The 16,050-nt window shown below is 26.6% G+C and carries 17 protein-coding genes; 4 read left to right on the top strand and 13 right to left on the bottom strand.

All coding sequences use genetic code 11. The features are described 5' to 3' along the window. Nucleotide 1: 1 nt before the first annotated feature. From FGL08_RS04810 to FGL08_RS04790, 5 genes are all read right to left on the bottom strand, one after another. Nucleotides 2–853: a hypothetical protein gene (locus FGL08_RS04810; RefSeq protein WP_138209696.1), complete on the bottom strand. Its 852-nt coding sequence runs from the start codon at nucleotides 851–853 to the stop codon at nucleotides 2–4. A gap of 127 nt (nucleotides 854–980) precedes the next feature. Then, nucleotides 981–1,832 (bottom strand): hypothetical protein, encoded by an 852-nt coding sequence (locus FGL08_RS04805; RefSeq protein WP_138209695.1) that lies wholly within the window; start codon nucleotides 1,830–1,832, stop codon nucleotides 981–983. A 345-nt stretch (nucleotides 1,833–2,177) separates the two neighbouring features. Next, nucleotides 2,178–2,378 carry a hypothetical protein gene (locus FGL08_RS04800; RefSeq protein WP_138209694.1) on the bottom strand — a complete coding sequence of 67 codons (201 nt, stop codon included), beginning with the start codon at nucleotides 2,376–2,378 and terminating at the stop codon, nucleotides 2,178–2,180. Then, nucleotides 2,371–2,760 (bottom strand): hypothetical protein, encoded by a 390-nt coding sequence (locus FGL08_RS04795; RefSeq protein WP_138209693.1) that lies wholly within the window; start codon nucleotides 2,758–2,760, stop codon nucleotides 2,371–2,373. The genes FGL08_RS04800 and FGL08_RS04795 overlap by 8 nt, the downstream gene beginning before the upstream one ends. Nucleotides 2,761–2,788: 28 nt before the next feature. Continuing rightward, nucleotides 2,789–3,442, bottom strand: coding sequence for an HNH endonuclease (locus FGL08_RS04790; RefSeq protein ID WP_138209692.1), 654 nt, complete (start codon nucleotides 3,440–3,442; stop codon nucleotides 2,789–2,791). 134 nt (nucleotides 3,443–3,576) lie between these two features. Between FGL08_RS04790 and FGL08_RS04785 the strand changes: the two genes are divergently transcribed. Continuing rightward, the gene (locus tag FGL08_RS04785; protein ID WP_243117942.1) at nucleotides 3,577–3,780 is read left to right on the top strand and encodes a helix-turn-helix domain-containing protein; all 204 of its coding nucleotides are present in this window, start codon (nucleotides 3,577–3,579) and stop codon (nucleotides 3,778–3,780) included. An 11-nt stretch (nucleotides 3,781–3,791) separates the two neighbouring features. Here the strand turns inward: FGL08_RS04785 and FGL08_RS04780 are convergent, their stop codons facing one another. From FGL08_RS04780 to FGL08_RS04760, 5 genes are all read right to left on the bottom strand, one after another. Next, a complete protein-coding gene (locus tag FGL08_RS04780; protein ID WP_138209691.1) occupies nucleotides 3,792–4,496 on the bottom strand; it encodes a hypothetical protein in 705 nt (234 codons plus the stop codon). 108 nt (nucleotides 4,497–4,604) lie between these two features. Then, the gene (locus FGL08_RS04775) at nucleotides 4,605–6,194 is read right to left on the bottom strand and encodes a DUF2726 domain-containing protein (protein WP_138209690.1); all 1,590 of its coding nucleotides are present in this window, start codon (nucleotides 6,192–6,194) and stop codon (nucleotides 4,605–4,607) included. Nucleotides 6,195–6,794: 600 nt separating this feature from the next. Continuing rightward, entirely contained in the window at nucleotides 6,795–7,229 is a 435-nt protein-coding gene (locus FGL08_RS04770) for a helix-turn-helix domain-containing protein (RefSeq protein WP_138209689.1), read from the bottom strand. Continuing rightward, on the bottom strand, nucleotides 7,229–8,191 hold the full coding sequence (locus tag FGL08_RS04765; RefSeq protein ID WP_138209688.1) for a tyrosine-type recombinase/integrase: 963 nt from the start codon (nucleotides 8,189–8,191) through the stop codon (nucleotides 7,229–7,231). The genes FGL08_RS04770 and FGL08_RS04765 overlap by 1 nt, the downstream gene beginning before the upstream one ends. A gap of 81 nt (nucleotides 8,192–8,272) precedes the next feature. Next, nucleotides 8,273–10,282, bottom strand: coding sequence for an ATP-dependent helicase (locus tag FGL08_RS04760; RefSeq protein WP_243117941.1), 2,010 nt, complete (start codon nucleotides 10,280–10,282; stop codon nucleotides 8,273–8,275). A gap of 124 nt (nucleotides 10,283–10,406) precedes the next feature. Here FGL08_RS04760 and FGL08_RS04755 point away from each other — a divergent pair, with 124 nt between their 5' ends. Then, nucleotides 10,407–11,885, top strand: a complete 1,479-nt coding sequence (locus tag FGL08_RS04755) for a nicotinate phosphoribosyltransferase (protein WP_138209687.1) — start codon at nucleotides 10,407–10,409, stop codon at nucleotides 11,883–11,885. A 10-nt stretch (nucleotides 11,886–11,895) separates the two neighbouring features. Further along, on the top strand, nucleotides 11,896–12,258 hold the full coding sequence (locus FGL08_RS04750) for a hypothetical protein (RefSeq protein ID WP_138209686.1): 363 nt from the start codon (nucleotides 11,896–11,898) through the stop codon (nucleotides 12,256–12,258). 69 nt (nucleotides 12,259–12,327) lie between these two features. Here the strand turns inward: FGL08_RS04750 and FGL08_RS04745 are convergent, their stop codons facing one another. Next, entirely contained in the window at nucleotides 12,328–12,543 is a 216-nt protein-coding gene (locus FGL08_RS04745) for a hypothetical protein (RefSeq protein WP_138209685.1), read from the bottom strand. A gap of 336 nt (nucleotides 12,544–12,879) precedes the next feature. On the opposite strand from FGL08_RS04745, the gene FGL08_RS04740 reads away from it, so the two are divergent. Continuing rightward, a complete protein-coding gene (locus tag FGL08_RS04740; RefSeq protein ID WP_138209684.1) occupies nucleotides 12,880–14,115 on the top strand; it encodes a D-alanyl-D-alanine carboxypeptidase family protein in 1,236 nt (411 codons plus the stop codon). 89 nt (nucleotides 14,116–14,204) lie between these two features. Here FGL08_RS04740 and FGL08_RS04735 read toward each other — a convergent pair whose 3' ends face one another. Then, nucleotides 14,205–15,206 carry an ADP-ribosylglycohydrolase family protein gene (locus FGL08_RS04735; protein WP_243117940.1) on the bottom strand — a complete coding sequence of 334 codons (1,002 nt, stop codon included), beginning with the start codon at nucleotides 15,204–15,206 and terminating at the stop codon, nucleotides 14,205–14,207. A gap of 162 nt (nucleotides 15,207–15,368) precedes the next feature. Next, on the bottom strand, nucleotides 15,369–16,013 hold the full coding sequence (locus FGL08_RS04730; protein ID WP_138209683.1) for a GerMN domain-containing protein: 645 nt from the start codon (nucleotides 16,011–16,013) through the stop codon (nucleotides 15,369–15,371). Nucleotides 16,014–16,050: the final 37 nt, after the last annotated feature.

The following is a 16,050-nucleotide window of genomic DNA, read 5'->3' as shown; positions in this document are numbered from 1 at the left end:
TCTAATAATTTTTCTTTTCCCATACCTTAACAACTTTATCTTTGTTAAAACAATAATATTTCTCTTCTTGTTTTAATTCAAAATTTCCATTATTAATTTTTCTATGTGTCAATCTTTTTAAATCTCCTGGTAAAATTCTACTTCCGATCTGAAAGTTATATGTATTTATATCCATTTTACCCTCTCTACCTGTTATACGTGTTGTTGTATTCCAAGTACCCAGTAAGCCCGAATTTCGATAACTAAACTCGAATTTGGTGCTATTTTTATTTTCTACATTTATATCTCTTATTTCCTTTTCATATTCAAGGATTAGTTTTAACATTTCTAATCTAAATTCTTCATACTTTTTGTTTTCAAAGGACATATCAAGAACTTTTAAATATAACTCACTTTTCCTAGTAAAATCTTCGCATGCATCATGATGACTAACACCTTTTAGAAACTTTAAAGTCGCCAAAAATATTGGACTAGCATCCCTATATACCCCCTCTATATCTGTTAGTTTCTCCCATTCTTCTCGTACAAAAGCATGTACCAATTCATGTCGGATAGTTTGCTGTAATCTACGTTTATAATATCTTTTATTTAAACAATACTGACCAATCCATTTGTAATTTAATATTGAAGTCAATAGTATGGGGTTTAAAGTTATCTTATGTGTCATCCCTTTGTCATTTTCTATGGTCTGATATTGTCCAGATGTTTCATCGTCTAGTTTATAATCTTCTTCTATAGCGACTTTATTCAGTAGAAAATCTCGTCTTTTCCACGGAAAACATTTAACCCTTAATTCTTCTAACTCTTTGTTTAATAATTCTTGTAAATAGGCTTGTCTTTCTTTTTTATTCATTGTAATTTTCTCCTCCTCAATTCCTCTTAAGATCCATATTTTAATGAGAAAAGAAAAAGGTGTTAGAATCTTACCTCTAGTACATATATCTAACCCTTTTACTTTTATATTTAATGCCACTTCCTAGTTATTGGTATAAATTTAAAACCTTATCTTGGCAATCTACCATATAACATAAAACTTCTTTTTCATTTCTTTCATAAAATGTTCCTAAAATATGTTCTAACAATACTCGTCCTATTAAAATTGATGGATATTTGGTTTCACGCCTAACTCCGCAACCATTTGCAAATTTCCTAGCTACTTCTATATCTGTAGTCCAACTTAATCCATTCCAGCCTTGGTTATATTCATGTCTTCCCCTGTATACTTTTATGTACCCTTTATCATCTACATTTAACTTGCTTGTAATAGAATCCATATCAATATTAGCCATATCTATCCATTCTTTAATCATGTCGCCTGTAAATTTTTCATGGTGATTATCAATGTCATCCCACCATTTTAAAAAGATGTAATATTTCAATTCATCTAATACAATATCAGAATATTTATTTTGATTTAGTAATTCATGTAGTTTAAGTCCCCTAGACCAACTATCATGTGATAGTAAATTACTATTTAACAATTCTATTATGGATTTATATTTTTCTTCTATGTTACTCATATAATCTTCAAGCGAAAATTTAGGTATATTCACATCTTTCCATAGCTTATAACATTTTTCTAACATTTTAATTAGTTCCTTTTTCTTAAACTTCAAACCCTGTGTTTTATTATTGAAGAACTCATGTCCCCAGCAATATCCTTCTTCATCTTGAATTATTTGATTGTCTAATATAGCGTTGATTATATTTTCTTTAACAAATGGTGCTTCTACTGGATACTTATTTACACAATTAATGTCATTTTCATTAAAAGTAAAATAATAAGAATCATTATTTATTCCACTATATTGTTTATAAATTTTTATATTCATATCTGATCTCCCCTTAATCTTATATTTAATAATTAAACATCCTTGACAAAGTAATAAAACGATAGTATAATAACAGTAATTTACAAGGTTCGTATAATTATAGTTATACGAACCAAACTCGCTAAATTTACAGGTTCTAAGACTACAGCGTTTTTAAGTTTTACACTTTGAGCGATATTACAATAAATAACAATATAAAAGTAATAAAACAATAGTTTATGTAAATATATTTGTAAAAAATAATATAGGAAATTTAGGGATAAGTGGTAGCTTACCCCGTTTTGTGTTTGTGTAAAAAGGTGTCTATTACCATTTTATAATACTATTTCTTAATGTCAAGCAAGTTTAATATGGTGTATTATAAAATGCTTCTACATCTTCTTCGTTAGAATAAAACTCCTCGTATAACTTATTCAATTCTTCATCTTTTTTTCTGATTTTTTCATTTTTAGCCCGATAACTTTCTTCTACGACTTCCCATATTTCTTTTTCTGTATCTGTATTCTTTTCTTCCCGTACGTTTGAAAATTGTATTATCTTACCCATTTAGTTTCTCTCCTTTGGTTTGTTGGTGATAAAATTCTGCCCACTCCTCGATATCCATTTCATGCCACTTTCTACGATTTTCTTCATTAATCTTGAAATTTGGCTCAACAAGCACGTCCCAACCTTTTCTTCTTATGTAATCGTGAAACATACTATTAGGGTATTTTCTATTCATTTTTAAGAAATAATCTACATCAAATATATCATTTTTTATTAATTTTAATATTTTTTCTATGTAATAATCAAATTGGCACTCTAGGAATAAATCTGAAACAAATACTTCTGTAAAATATGTTTTCATATCTGTTATGTTTTGTGTTTTTTTCCATCCTTGAACCTTTGTTAGTAGTTGATTAAGTAATTCCATGTTATTATTTCTCATTTTATAATCCCCCTCGGTTATTTATTAATTAAGCTATATTTATTATATTTTTAAGATTTTCTGGAAACGTACTGTTTATTAAATTTAATTCTATATTTAACCATTTTTTCTTATCCTTTTTAGGTGGTTTAGCTCTCTGTTTTCTATTTTTTATACTTACTATGGTTTTTTCTTCCAGACTAAATTCTATAATTAGATTTCCGTAGTAACTAACATTTTTATTAATTTTACCTAGAATAATATTTCTGATTAGTTTTTTTCTTATTGTGTTAAAATCTTCTTCTTTGTTATTTTTAACATTATTTATATAATAATTAAAAACATCTTCGGTTATTGTATAATTTTTAAATTCCTGTAATAATTTAAATTCATTTTTTGTTAATGGGTTGAAACATAATTTATTTTCTGGTAGTTTATTTAAAAAATTAATTCTAATTTGTTTTACAACTTTTAAATATAATAGGAACTCTTCCAAAGTCATATCACCTTTTTTTGAATTGCAAGAATGACAAGATATGACAAGATTGTTTTCTTCTGTTTTTCCACCTCTACAAATTGGAACAACGTGATCCACCGTTATTTCTGTATCTGTAAGTTCCCTTTTACAATAAAAACATATATTGCTACTATGTTTAATCTTTTGGATTACCATTTTCTCTTTTTGTGTATATTTTCTACACATTTTAAACAACCCCCCTTGAATTTTGTTGTTTTATAAACTATGATTTCATTATATACTCCACCATATATATTGTCAAGCATATATATTGAATAATTTTTATATATGTTGTACTATGTATATAGGAGGTTATATATATGATTAAAATTAATTTGGAAGAATTATTAGACAAGAATAAACAAACATTATATTGGTTATCTAAAGAAACTGGCATAACATATCCTAGCCTACACAAGATATTAAACAATAAAACTACATCAATTAAATTAGATATAATAGAAAAAATATGTGATGTTCTTAACTGCAACATATCTGATCTACTAGAAATAAAAAAAGACTAGGAAAATTAAACCTAGTCTTTTTTTATAACTACATAACCTCCAATTATAGAAAAATTTTCTATAATTCTATTCCATCTTAACTCGTATAAAGCATTTTCTATTAATGCAAATTGATTTGGTTGTATAAGCATATCTTGTATTAATTCTTTTTTATCATATTCTTCTAAGATAGGATTATGTAAAAAATGAATATATAATTTACCACTTAGTTTTTCTACTAAAGCACAATACTTATTATAATCAATTTTTTTATAGACTTTTAAATAATAATATTCAAATATATCATTACCCAGTTTTATATAATATACATCATCTTGATTAGTTCTATTCCATGTATACCTTTCAATAATGCTTATCTTATCCAAATGAGAGTCACATAATACGTTTAATATATATTTTAATTTATTTATATTTTCTAAAGTATATGGTTTTTTTAAATTAAGCAATAACTCTCTAGATGAAAATTTTATATTATATTCTTTTGTTCTTTTATTTGATGAATAATCAAATATATTCATCATAGCTAACAATACGTCTAATTCCTTTATAGTTAAAGCACCATTAATACTTTGCCCATATGCATAGCTGTTTAAACCGTCTTTGATAATCACCCTATATATATACTCACTATCATTTATTTTTCTATCCACAAGAAATGGTAATGTAATCTTATTTTTAAAATCTTCGATCTCAAATGTTTTTTCTAAATATCTCATATAACAAACTCCTCTCAAATAAAAATCCATCTTAGGCTTTTATTTTTTATGTTTTGGTTATTTTCTCTTACTTTTTAAGTTTATATTAATTCTTTATTTAATATAAAATTAATATGTTTCTTCAAATTCTACTCCTAATATTTGACACACTTTCTTTTTGGCATTATCTTTCCATACCCATTCAGAATCATTATGATGTCTTCCTTTTTGTAATTCTATAACTTTTATAACATAACCTTCTCTATCACATATAATAAAGTCTAATTCACAATTTCTTAAATATATGTATTCTTCTTTGCTTAATAGGTGCTCAATAGAATCAAGATTAATTACTTGTTTCATTTTATAATTAGGTAATATAATATAATCTTTATATATATTTTTAAATATATTATATTGGTTAACTTCTGGTTCAGATTTAAATATATTTTTAATAACTTTATTTTCAATTAATGTTTTATTGGAATTTAAGATTACTTGTTGATTTGTATAACAATTATTCATTACGTAATTTTCCAAAAAGCATTCATTATTTAATTCTATACTTAAATATCTATAATCTTTTATATTTGCAAATTTAATATATACATCTTCAATTTTAAAGCCAAATTCACTTATATATATTTCATAAAATTGTGCAAATGAACTGGTTTCTAAATAATCATATAATTTATATAAATATTTGATTTTATCATCGAAGAATAAATATTTATCACCTTTTTGAAAACTTAAAAATTTCCTAACCATTATTTCACTTAATATTATATTTATTTTATCTTTACTTATTTTATTTTTTATACTATATATAACTTTATGTTTAAAAAAGTTTTGCAAAGCGGTATTTTTTACTGAATGGTTAAAATCCCTAGTTTTAATATCTTTGATTATTTTTATTATTTGATCCACTGTTGTTGGATTAAAACTTAACACTTCTCTTTCATCTTTATTTAAAATACTAGAATATAACTTAAAATCATCTTTCATTATCTCCTCAGAAGGAATATTAACGCCATCTAACTTGAAATATTTTTCTATAAATTTGCATTTAACTTCATTTACTATATTTTTTAAATTATATTTTATTTCATTGTACAACCTTTCTTTAATATCCATACAACTTTTACAACAACAATTTAATAAAGTATAATGTTGATTATGATAAGAAAAAACATCATCTTCTTTATGTTTACAGTCCAAGCATGTATATGTTAAATGCCTTAACTCATAATTATATAAATAAACAATCCCCTCTCCATTGCATTTAGGACATATTACACTATATTTAATAGGTATTATATGCAATTCTTTTCTTCCTTTTAATCCTAATATTTTTTTAAAGTTTTGAATGTTTATTTTTTCAATATTATCTTTGCTTTTATATTTCCAATATATATAGCTAATAATTTGTTTTTTTATAATATCGTCTAAATAACTAAATTTAGAATCAATTTGTTTAGTAGGTGTAGAATTTATCTTAGGAATAATTTTTATTATATATTCAATTAGTTCCTTATTGCTAGTAAACAACTCTCTTTGAAGGTCTTCTATATGTTTTAAGATAATATTCTTTAAATACTCTTTATCATAATTATACATAAATCTATATTTAAAAACTTTTAAGTTATTAATTTCTTTATTTATTGCATCTAAGTTTTCATAACTCTCTAATTCTTCTAAACCAACTTCTAATACATCCACCTTTATACACTCCTATATAATAAATCTACTATATATTATTTCTGAACTTATATGTTTTATTAACTAAATTAATTAAAAAAGTGTTAATTTTTATTATTATACTTGTACTTTAATTTTCTATCTGTAGTTTCTTCAAAATCCAGAAATTTAAATTTTAATTCTTCTCTTTTATTTCTTTGCATAAATCCTTTGTCTTATCTGAAAATATTATATTGTCATTTCTAATACGACAAGTTTGTAATTAAACAAGCTTAACATTACAATAACTGTAAAATACCTGTGGATAACTTTTATATATAATAAAAAATAGTATTATAAACCATACTAAATATAGATTAATATAGTTTATAATACTATTTAAAGTTGTTAATATTGCTAATGAAAGAGAAAAAGAACATGACAAATACACTTAACCTATTCATATTTTAAAAAATTTTTGCTATAATAGTATTAAGTGTTATATATATGGATATTAAGTTGTTTTGCACCTATATGAGTGGCTGCTCTGTAGGTGCTTTCTCTTTTCTAAACCGTTCACTTTTTTAAACCTCCCTATTAATATATATATATTAGGTGTTTAATAATGGAACGGTTTGAACTTTATTCCTTTAAGCAATCCTGATAATTACCCTTTCCATGGAGTAATAGCTCTTCTAATTTATTAAAATCATAATCCCTTTGCTTGTAATCTGTAAAGCTTGTTTTCTTAGCCTTATAGCCTGTTTTAGAGCCTTTAACTGTGTCCTTAACCTTTTGTACTACTTCGTTAACTTTCTTCTGTAATAGCGTGTATATGTTAGAAATAGAGCCTCTTCTGCGTTTAGAAATATATCCCAATTTAACTAATTCTTTTAGATATCTATTAATAGTTCTACAACTCTTACCTAAAGAATTAGCAATGTATTTGATACTAGGATAACAAGTATTCTTATCCCCATAACACATACTTAATAATAGGTTATAGCATCTATATGCACCATCTGATAATTTTAAGTTGGTTATGTCTAAGTTGGAGGTAATAGTGTAATTAGTCATTAACGTCTACCTCCCCTATTAAATGTTGTTCTTATATTTTTCTTAGACAATATATCTAAGGGGTTATAGTCACATATATCCTCATTAAAATCTAATGGTAATAAATTAATATATCTTTCGGTAGTTTTTATATTACTGTGACCTAAAATAACCTTTAATCTATAGATGTCACCTTTATTTAGTATAAACATAGTAGCAAAAGTATTCCTAAAAACATTAATGCCCCTAAAAACAACTTTTCTATTATCAAAAAAGTTTTTTATATTTTGATGCAATGTATCATATCTCATTTTTTGCATGTTTAATTTTGGAAATAATAAATCGTTATTACTTAATCCCAAAACAGATATGTATTCTCTTAATACAACTTTTAAAGTGTTTGATAGTGGTACGGTTATTTGTCTCTTTGTTTTCATGTGCCTAAATAAAATTGAATCTTTTACAAAATCTATATCTTCCACGTGAACATGAAGAAGCGTTTCTGCTCTACAGCCTGTACCCAACAGGAAGTTACAAGTAACCCAACTTTTATACTCTCCCACCAAGCATTTACTTAAATCAGGTTTTTTAAGCAGCTTATTTAATTCTTCCTCTGTATATATTTCTTTTTTCTCTAAATCTATATTAGGAATTTTAACATTAAATTCATTTAAATAATTTCGCATAAAACAATAAGTCAAGAAAGCTCTTAACTTTATAACAAAAGTCTGATAAGTGTTGCCTTTGTAGTTATTTTTACGCATAAAAATAATATAGGATTGTATCTTCTCTTTTGTAATTTGTGAAATGTTACCATCTAAGTTGACCACTTTATTTAACACGTACTTACAAAATTTTTCTTTGGATTCTATTGTTTTTGGTCGTTGTCCTATAGCAATACAATAATCTATATATTCTTCATAAGTTTCTTTTACTGTTTTGTTTGTTGATTTTTTAATATTTTTTAACAATAATTTAGCCATTTTCGTTCCATACCTCCACACATGTTTTTTTGTATTACATGTATGGAATAAAATCATATTTAAAAACATTAAATTCTATATTTATTCAATTTTTTCTATAAGTCCACCATAATAACTTACAGAGAAATCCAACTTTCTTTCTATACCATCATTAAATAAAATATTTATAATGTTTTCATTTACGTTAAGCACTTCCCCTTGTCCTAAAACTTTGTGATTAATTTTAGAACCCACTTCGAAATTGCCGATTTCCTTTCCTTCAATATCCATTTCCTTTAAAAATCTTGATGGTTTAATTCCTTTTCCTTTAATAGTTCTTAATGTTCCTATAAATAAATTTTCCATAGTACGAGTAACTCCCACATAAAACAGTCTTCTTTCTTCTTCTATATTTTCCTTTGATTCCATAGAATTACTATGTGGGATTATTTCTTCATTTATATTTATTAAAAATACGTTTTTAAATTCCATGCCCTTAACACCATGTATTGTACTTAAGAGCACCCCTTCTTTCTTTGTTTTGCTTTTTTCTATCTCATTCTTCACTTTTTCTATATGACATAAAAAACTTAAAATATTTCTAAAAGGAATAGCTGACTCTCTAAATTCCTTTATAATCTCCTCTAGTTCATTTAATTTGCTTTTATACTTTTTAGAGTATTCTTCTATATACTTATGGTAATCAAGTTCATATAAAACATAATCTATTGCAGTGCCTAAGGAGATTTTATTTAAATAGTTTATATCCTTTCTAACTTTCATAAGGTTCTTGAGTTGAAATTCTTTTATCTCTTCAAAAGAAGTCAAAATATCAAAAACATCTATTTTTTCCCTATATCTTTTAAGTTTTTGAATAGAATCTTTACTTATATATCTAAAGGGCTTATTTATAATCCTTGCAAAACTTTCCCTATCTGTAGGATCTAGACTTAGTCTTAAATAAGATAATATATCCCTACATATAAAATGTTCATAAAAATTATATTCCTTATCTATGAGGGTAAAAGGTATTCCTCTTCGTATAAAAGCATCTATTATACTTCTGCTCTCTAAGTTTGTTCTATATAAAATGGCATTATGAGAAAATTTATATTTTTCCCCACAAGTTATCTTCAAGATATGATCTCCAATACCTTCTGCCTCTTCACCCTCATCTTTATAAAGTTTTACTTTTATATCTCCAAGACTCTCATTTTTAGCTACTATATTCTTATGATTTCTCATTAAATTATTTTTTATTATACTCTTTGAACTTTCAACAATGTTTTGAGGACTTCTATAATTATTACATAAATATAGCTTAATGCCCTTTGGAAAATGTTCAGAAAAATTCACCATACAATCAGGTCTTGATCCTCTAAAACCATATATACATTGATCTTCATCCCCTACTGCAAAAATTGAGGAGCCCATTTTCTCAAATAACTTTAAAACTTCTATTTGTAGCATATCACAATCCTGAAACTCATCTATTAATATGTATTTAAATAACCTGCTGTAAGACTTAATCAAGCTTTCATTTTTTAGAAGCAAATTTAAAGCCTTTATTTGAAGATCGTCAAAATCATAATAATTTTTACTTTCTTTATATGATTCATAATGTTCATAGGCAAATTTAAATATCTCCATAGGATAATTTTCTATATTAAATTCAAATAGGTTTAAATTTGATGATTTAAATATAGATATATAATTTAGTATTTCTCTTATCTTTTCTTCCGATACATCATCATAAAATTTTCCTAAAACCTCTTTCATTAAATTTATAACTTCAAAGTTAGGTATAATATCAAACTTATATCCACTTCTTCTTAATATTTTATAAAAAAGGCTATGAAAAGTTCCAAAAAAGGGTATGTTATCATTATAGGTCAATTTTTTATACTTCTCTTTCATGTTACTAGCTGCTGCTTTAGTAAAGGTAATAACTATAATATTATCTCTACTAACACCTTTTTTCTGTAAAAAGGCTACCCTATTTATTATGGTTGTAGTCTTCCCAGAACCAGGTGCTGCAACAATGAGCACATTTTTTTCTTCTATGGTTTTAGCATTTTCCTGTTCCTTATCTAATTCCTGTACTATATGCAATTTTATCCTCCTAAATCTATTTTATAAGTTGTAATATATCTTCTTTCATATTAAAATTGAAATGAGTACTTACTATAAGTATAGACAATATTGAGATTAAATAAAATATTAAAGGGAGAGAATTATGGAGTATAACAATAAATTTACAGATAGATGTGAAAGAAATCTTACAATGCTTGTAGATTTTTATGAACTAACCATGGCTAACGGTTATTTAAATAGTAACGTAGGAAATAAGATAGCTTATTTTGATATGTTCTTTAGAAGAACTCCAGATGGCGGTGGATACTGTATTATGGCTGGTGTTGAACAATTAATTGAGTATCTATCAGAACTTTCCTTTACTGAGAGAGATATAGAGTATTTAAAAGAAAAGAACTTATTCTCTGAGGAGTTTATTGAGTATTTAAGAAATTTTAAATTTGAATGTGATGTGTGGGCTATACCAGAAGGAAATCCAGTTTTTCCCGGAGAGCCTTTAATTACAGTAAGAGGCCCTATAATGCAAGCTCAATTTGTAGAAACTATGATTTTACTTACTATAAATCACCAAACACTAATTGCTACTAAATCTAATAGAATATGCAGAGCCGCTAAAGGAAAACCTGTTATGGAGTTTGGTTCAAGAAGGGCTCAAGGTTATGACGGAGCAATATTTGGAGCTAGAGCTGCAGCTATTGGGGGTTGCTCTGCAACTGCATGTACTATAGCAGAAGAAATGTTTAAAATACCAGCAATAGGTACCATGGCTCATAGTTGGATACAATTATTTGAAAGCGAGTACGAATCTTTTAAAGCTTGGGCAGAATCTTACCCAGATGATTGTCTTCTTCTAGTAGATACTTATAATGTTTTAAAATCAGGTATCCCAAATGCTATAAAAGTTTTTGATGAGGTTCTAAAACCTATGGGAAAAAGACCAAAAGGCATTAGAATTGATAGTGGTGATATAACTTATCTTACTAAGAAAGCAAGAAAGATGTTAGACGATGCTGGGTATCAAGATGCTAAAATAACAATTTCAAATTCCCTAGATGAATATATAATAAGGGGAGTATTAGAAAACGGAGCTCAAATAGATAGCTTCGGGGTAGGAGAAAGATTAATAACTGCAAAATCTGAACCTGTATTTGGCGGAGTATATAAATTAGCTGCAGTAGAGGATTACAAAGGTGAAATTTATCCTAGGATAAAAATAAGTGAAAATGAAGAGAAGATAACTAATCCTGGATTTAAAAAACTCTATAGAATATTTGATAAGAAAACTGATAAAGCTATAGCAGATCTCATAACACTACACAATGAATCTATAGATGACGCTAAAACCCTTACTATATTTGACCCAGTTTTCACTTGGAAAAAGAAAAAACTTACAAACTTCTATGTTAAAGAACTAATGGTTAAAATATTTGATAAAGGAAAGCCTGTATATAAAAGCCCTTCTGTAATGGAAATTAAAAAATTTGCAGAAAAGGAACTTTCTAAGTTGTGGCCTGAAGTTTTAAGATTTGATAATCCTCACAGTTACTATGTGGACCTATCACAAGAATTATGGGAACTTAAACAAGGACTTCTTCATAAGTACTCAAATATATTTGAATAAAGGAGAATTTATGAATAAAATTAAGATAAAGATATCTGAAGAAGCTTATGATAGACTTCTAAAAATTCTAGATAATCATAAAGAATATAATTATCTTAGATTGTCTAAAGGAAGCTGTTGCAAGAATAAAGTATCTTTAACTCTAGATAACAAAAATTCTAATGATATAGAAGATTCTATAGAAGATTTAAAAATAGTCTATACAGAAGAAATATCTGATTTATGTAAAGAAATAGTCTTAGTTTTTAGAGAAGGTTCTTTTATGATTCAAGTACTTCAAAGGGATACTTCAAAATCCTTTTGCGGTGGATGTAATAAATCTAAGAAATCATGCAAAAGTTGTTCTGGTTGCAGTGGTTGTAATAAAAATTAAGCTTTTAATATATAATTTAGCATAAAAATAAGGGATTTCATTTAGAATCCCTTATTTTTATGCTATCAGCTATCCTATGTTTTTACCGTCGTATATAATATCTAGTAAAGAATTTTCTTCACTATATAAACCATACTTCTCCTCAATTTCTTTAACTTCAAAATTCGTTGCTTCTTCACTTTGTTTAAATGGACATTTTTGGGCTACAGGTTCTTTGTAAAAACAACATTCCTTAAAACAATTTACATCTTCAATATTATTAGATAAAAATGGACACTTTGACATATAGCCACCTCATCTTTCCTAATATATCTATAACAATAATTTTATTATATACTATTATTTTTGTAAAATAAACACTCTTTGCAAAAATTTATTTAATTTGTAAATATTTAAATTTTAGAAGGTAGAATACTTTTAAAATGCTTATTTTTGTAACATTATATCACTGTTCTTGATTTTATTATATTAAATAATTATAAATTTTATGTTAATAAATAATACTTGTCCCTTAATCTCATAGCTTTAACTCCGCTTTAAATCTTGTTATATTATTATTATAATGTTATACTATTTATGTTTAATTAACGAATATAAATTACATAAATGGAGAGATGAAAATTGAAAAAGAAAATTTCTGCTTTACTTTTAGCACTAGGTCTTTGTTTTACCAATGCAATGCCTGTATTTGCGGAAACAAAAGATCCTGTTATTCAAGGTAAATCTGCTATAGCTATAGACTTAGATACCAATGAGATTGTATATACTAAAAATATTGATCAAAAAGCTTATCCAGCTTCTATTACCAAAATGCTTACAGCTTTAGTAATGGCTGAAAACAAGCAAAAAACTGATGAACTAAAATATACTGAAACGGCATCTAAACAACCGCCATATTCTTATAGATTAAATGTTCATCCAGTTAAAGTCGGTGATACAATAACTGCTGATGGAGCTATGGATGCTCTACTACTATTTTCTGGCAACGATATTGCTTATATGATTGCTGATAATGTTGCAGGAAATGAGCAAAACTTTGCTAAACTTATGAATGACAAAGCAAAGAAACTTAATATGACAAACTCTCATTTCATAACTCCAAATGGTCTTGATGAAAATACAACAGAACATTATACAACTGCATACGATTTAACTAAACTAGCTTCAGCTGCGTATAAAAATCCATGGGTTAAAGAAGTCATGGCAAAGAAAGAAAGTACACTACAATTTAGTAATGGACCTGTAGGTAAAGTCCAAAATAGAAATAAACTAGTAGGAACTGGTGGTTGTGTAGGTGGAAAAACCGGTGTTACATCTAAAGCTGGAAGGTGTTTAGCTGCTATCTTCGAGAGAGATGGAAGACGCATGGTTGGTGTTGTAATGAACTCAAAATACAATTATCCACAAGATACCATAGTATTTGAAGATATGAAAAATCTAATGAATTGGGCTTACAGTGCTAAAAAAGAAAAGTTAGTTTCAAAAGGTTCTACAATTACTACATTAAAAGTTCCTTATAAAGTATTACCTTTTATAGGACCTAAAAGAACTTTGGACGTGCCTGTAGAAGTTAAAGAAGACGTTACATACTACAACAATGACATAAAACCAGAAAAACAATTTAAGCTTAACAATCTAAATGCATGGAAACTTAATTCAAAATCCTCTGCTGGAAAACTTATTGTAAGTCAAAGAGATTCTAAGAAGGAATATGATTTATATTCTAAAGTATCTAAATTCGATATAATTAAACAGAATATATTAATATATATTGGATTACTAGTACTTATAATATTATTAGTTACTGGAATAGTGTTCTTAGTAAATAAATTTAGATCACGCAGAGACTTTTATTAATTAGCATATAAGTTAAAAAGTACCTATATCTTAAAATTAAGATTAGGTACTTTTTAACTATGTTTTAAATTATAAATTGATTCCTTTAGTCATATTTTACTCATAGCTTTAGTAAATTTATTTATCAGATTCATAATCTCAGCCTTCTTTGCAATTTTTTGAACCCATATCTTAGGAATGCTTTCAATACCATAAAATATGCCTGCTAACCCTCCTGCCACTGCAGCTATAGTGTCAGTATCTCCTCCTAAATTTACTGCTTTTAATACAGTCTCCTTATAAGATACACTATTTAAAAGACACCATATACTAGCATATAGAGTATCTATTACATAACCTGTAGATTTAATCTCCTCTTTTCTGCAAAGGCTTATGTCTTCTTTTAAAATACTATGAAAGTTATTTATCTCTTCTTTATATTCATCTCCACTATAATATTCATTTATATTATGTTGCATTCTAAGATAAGATTCTTTTATATCTGATCCCTTTAGGAGTTCTATAGCAAATTGAACATATATACTACAAGCAAGCTTACTTCTTAAATGTGAGTGCGTAATTGAAGAAACTTCATGAATGATATTAAATTTCTTTGCATCTTCTGTGTTTATTAAAAAATATGAAAGAGGTAAAACCCTCATTAAAGACCCATTTCCATTATCTCTTTCACCAGAACATCCACATTCTATTGGGTTAATACCTTTATAAATATTTTCTATAGCAGTTTCCGTAGTATTATCAACCCCAAAAGCTACACTATATGGGGTATATTTTCCTTCATATCTCCATTTTAAAAATTTCTTTGAAATATCTTTATAATTTAATCCATTACATAGACTATCTGCAAGACAGAATGTAAGAGAACTATCATCGGACCAAGTTCCTGGAGGTTGATTGTATGTTCCATAACCCCTCATACTTAAAACTAAATTTTCCTCTAATTCTTCCCTAGTCATAAACTCAACAGGAACACCTAAAGCATCGCCTATACAAAAGCCAAAGAAACCACCCATAACCTGATTTTTACTTATTTTAACCTTTGTAAGTTCATTATTTTTTCTTCTTTTAAAAATATTAAAAGTATTTTCCACCATGTTCCTCCATGCAAAATATTATTTCATCATTAATGAATTATAAACCTAAATACTACTATTAACAACCTATTTTCTAAAAATTCTTATAAAAAATAAAGAAGAAAATACTATACACATTTTATAGTATTTCCTTCTTTAATATATTTACCAAATAAACGGTTATTTTTTAATAATTTCAATGTTTTCTTTAACTGGCGCTTCTAAGAGAATATGCCCACCTAGGCTATCTATTTTCTTGCCTTCCATTAAAAATTCTACTGCTTTAATATTTAATTCTTTATTTAATATTAAAGAGTTTGATATAGAGTACATAGCCATCCTCTCACCTGTACTACCTTGTATCTTTCCTTGTACATTCTTATCAAAATCTACAAGAGCTATACCATCCTTAACTTCTACATCTCTTACCTTTATGTTCTTATCTAATGTTATATTTAAATTTTTCTTTTTAGGTCCTTTTAAAAGTTCCTCTAATATAGTCTTAGGTGTTAATTTATCAATTTCTCGTGACTCTTCTACTAGGTATTCAGCTTGTTCATCTGAAAAATATAATTTTACAGTTTTTAAACTCTTTTCTTTTTCATTATCGGCTGTATTACCTTCAGCATTATTTTTATCACTTTCCTTGGAACTTTCTTTATCTTCTCTAACTTCTTTATTTGCGTCCTCTTTCTTTTGAGCTGTCTCCTTGTTGATATCAGCTTTCTTATCTTCAGCCTTATTCCCAGTACCACAGGCTATTAAAGATATGCTTAAAACAGAAACCATTAAAAAGGCACTTAAAATCTTATAAATCTTTTTCATAAAGTGTTCCTCCTTATTATAGGTTAAATTTATATTG

It is taken from the genome of Hathewaya histolytica, assembly GCF_901482605.1.
In the GTDB taxonomy this organism is placed as follows: Bacteria; Bacillota; Clostridia; order Clostridiales; family Clostridiaceae; genus Hathewaya; species Hathewaya histolytica.
The sequence above is the reverse complement of the archived record's forward strand: the minus strand, read 5'-3'. Positions and strand labels throughout refer to the sequence as shown.

What these genes read in the sequence shown, in the direction of transcription:
- FGL08_RS04780 (WP_138209691.1), bottom strand. Translation starts at nt 4,496, where the DNA reads ATGAGATATTTAGAAAAAACATTTGAGATCGAAGATTTTAAAAATAAG.
- FGL08_RS04805 (WP_138209695.1), bottom strand. Translation starts at nt 1,832, where the DNA reads ATGAATATAAAAATTTATAAACAATATAGTGGAATAAATAATGATTCT.
- FGL08_RS04795 (WP_138209693.1), bottom strand. Translation starts at nt 2,760, where the DNA reads ATGAGAAATAATAACATGGAATTACTTAATCAACTACTAACAAAGGTT.
- FGL08_RS04785 (WP_243117942.1), top strand. Translation starts at nt 3,577, where the DNA reads ATGATTAAAATTAATTTGGAAGAATTATTAGACAAGAATAAACAAACA.
- FGL08_RS04755 (WP_138209687.1), top strand. Translation starts at nt 10,407, where the DNA reads ATGGAGTATAACAATAAATTTACAGATAGATGTGAAAGAAATCTTACA.
- FGL08_RS04765 (WP_138209688.1), bottom strand. Translation starts at nt 8,191, where the DNA reads ATGGCTAAATTATTGTTAAAAAATATTAAAAAATCAACAAACAAAACA.
- FGL08_RS04800 (WP_138209694.1), bottom strand. Translation starts at nt 2,378, where the DNA reads ATGGGTAAGATAATACAATTTTCAAACGTACGGGAAGAAAAGAATACA.
- FGL08_RS04790 (WP_138209692.1), bottom strand. Translation starts at nt 3,442, where the DNA reads ATGTGTAGAAAATATACACAAAAAGAGAAAATGGTAATCCAAAAGATT.
- FGL08_RS04810 (WP_138209696.1), bottom strand. Translation starts at nt 853, where the DNA reads ATGAATAAAAAAGAAAGACAAGCCTATTTACAAGAATTATTAAACAAA.
- FGL08_RS04730 (WP_138209683.1), bottom strand. Translation starts at nt 16,013, where the DNA reads ATGAAAAAGATTTATAAGATTTTAAGTGCCTTTTTAATGGTTTCTGTT.
- FGL08_RS04745 (WP_138209685.1), bottom strand. Translation starts at nt 12,543, where the DNA reads ATGTCAAAGTGTCCATTTTTATCTAATAATATTGAAGATGTAAATTGT.
- FGL08_RS04750 (WP_138209686.1), top strand. Translation starts at nt 11,896, where the DNA reads ATGAATAAAATTAAGATAAAGATATCTGAAGAAGCTTATGATAGACTT.
- FGL08_RS04770 (WP_138209689.1), bottom strand. Translation starts at nt 7,229, where the DNA reads ATGACTAATTACACTATTACCTCCAACTTAGACATAACCAACTTAAAA.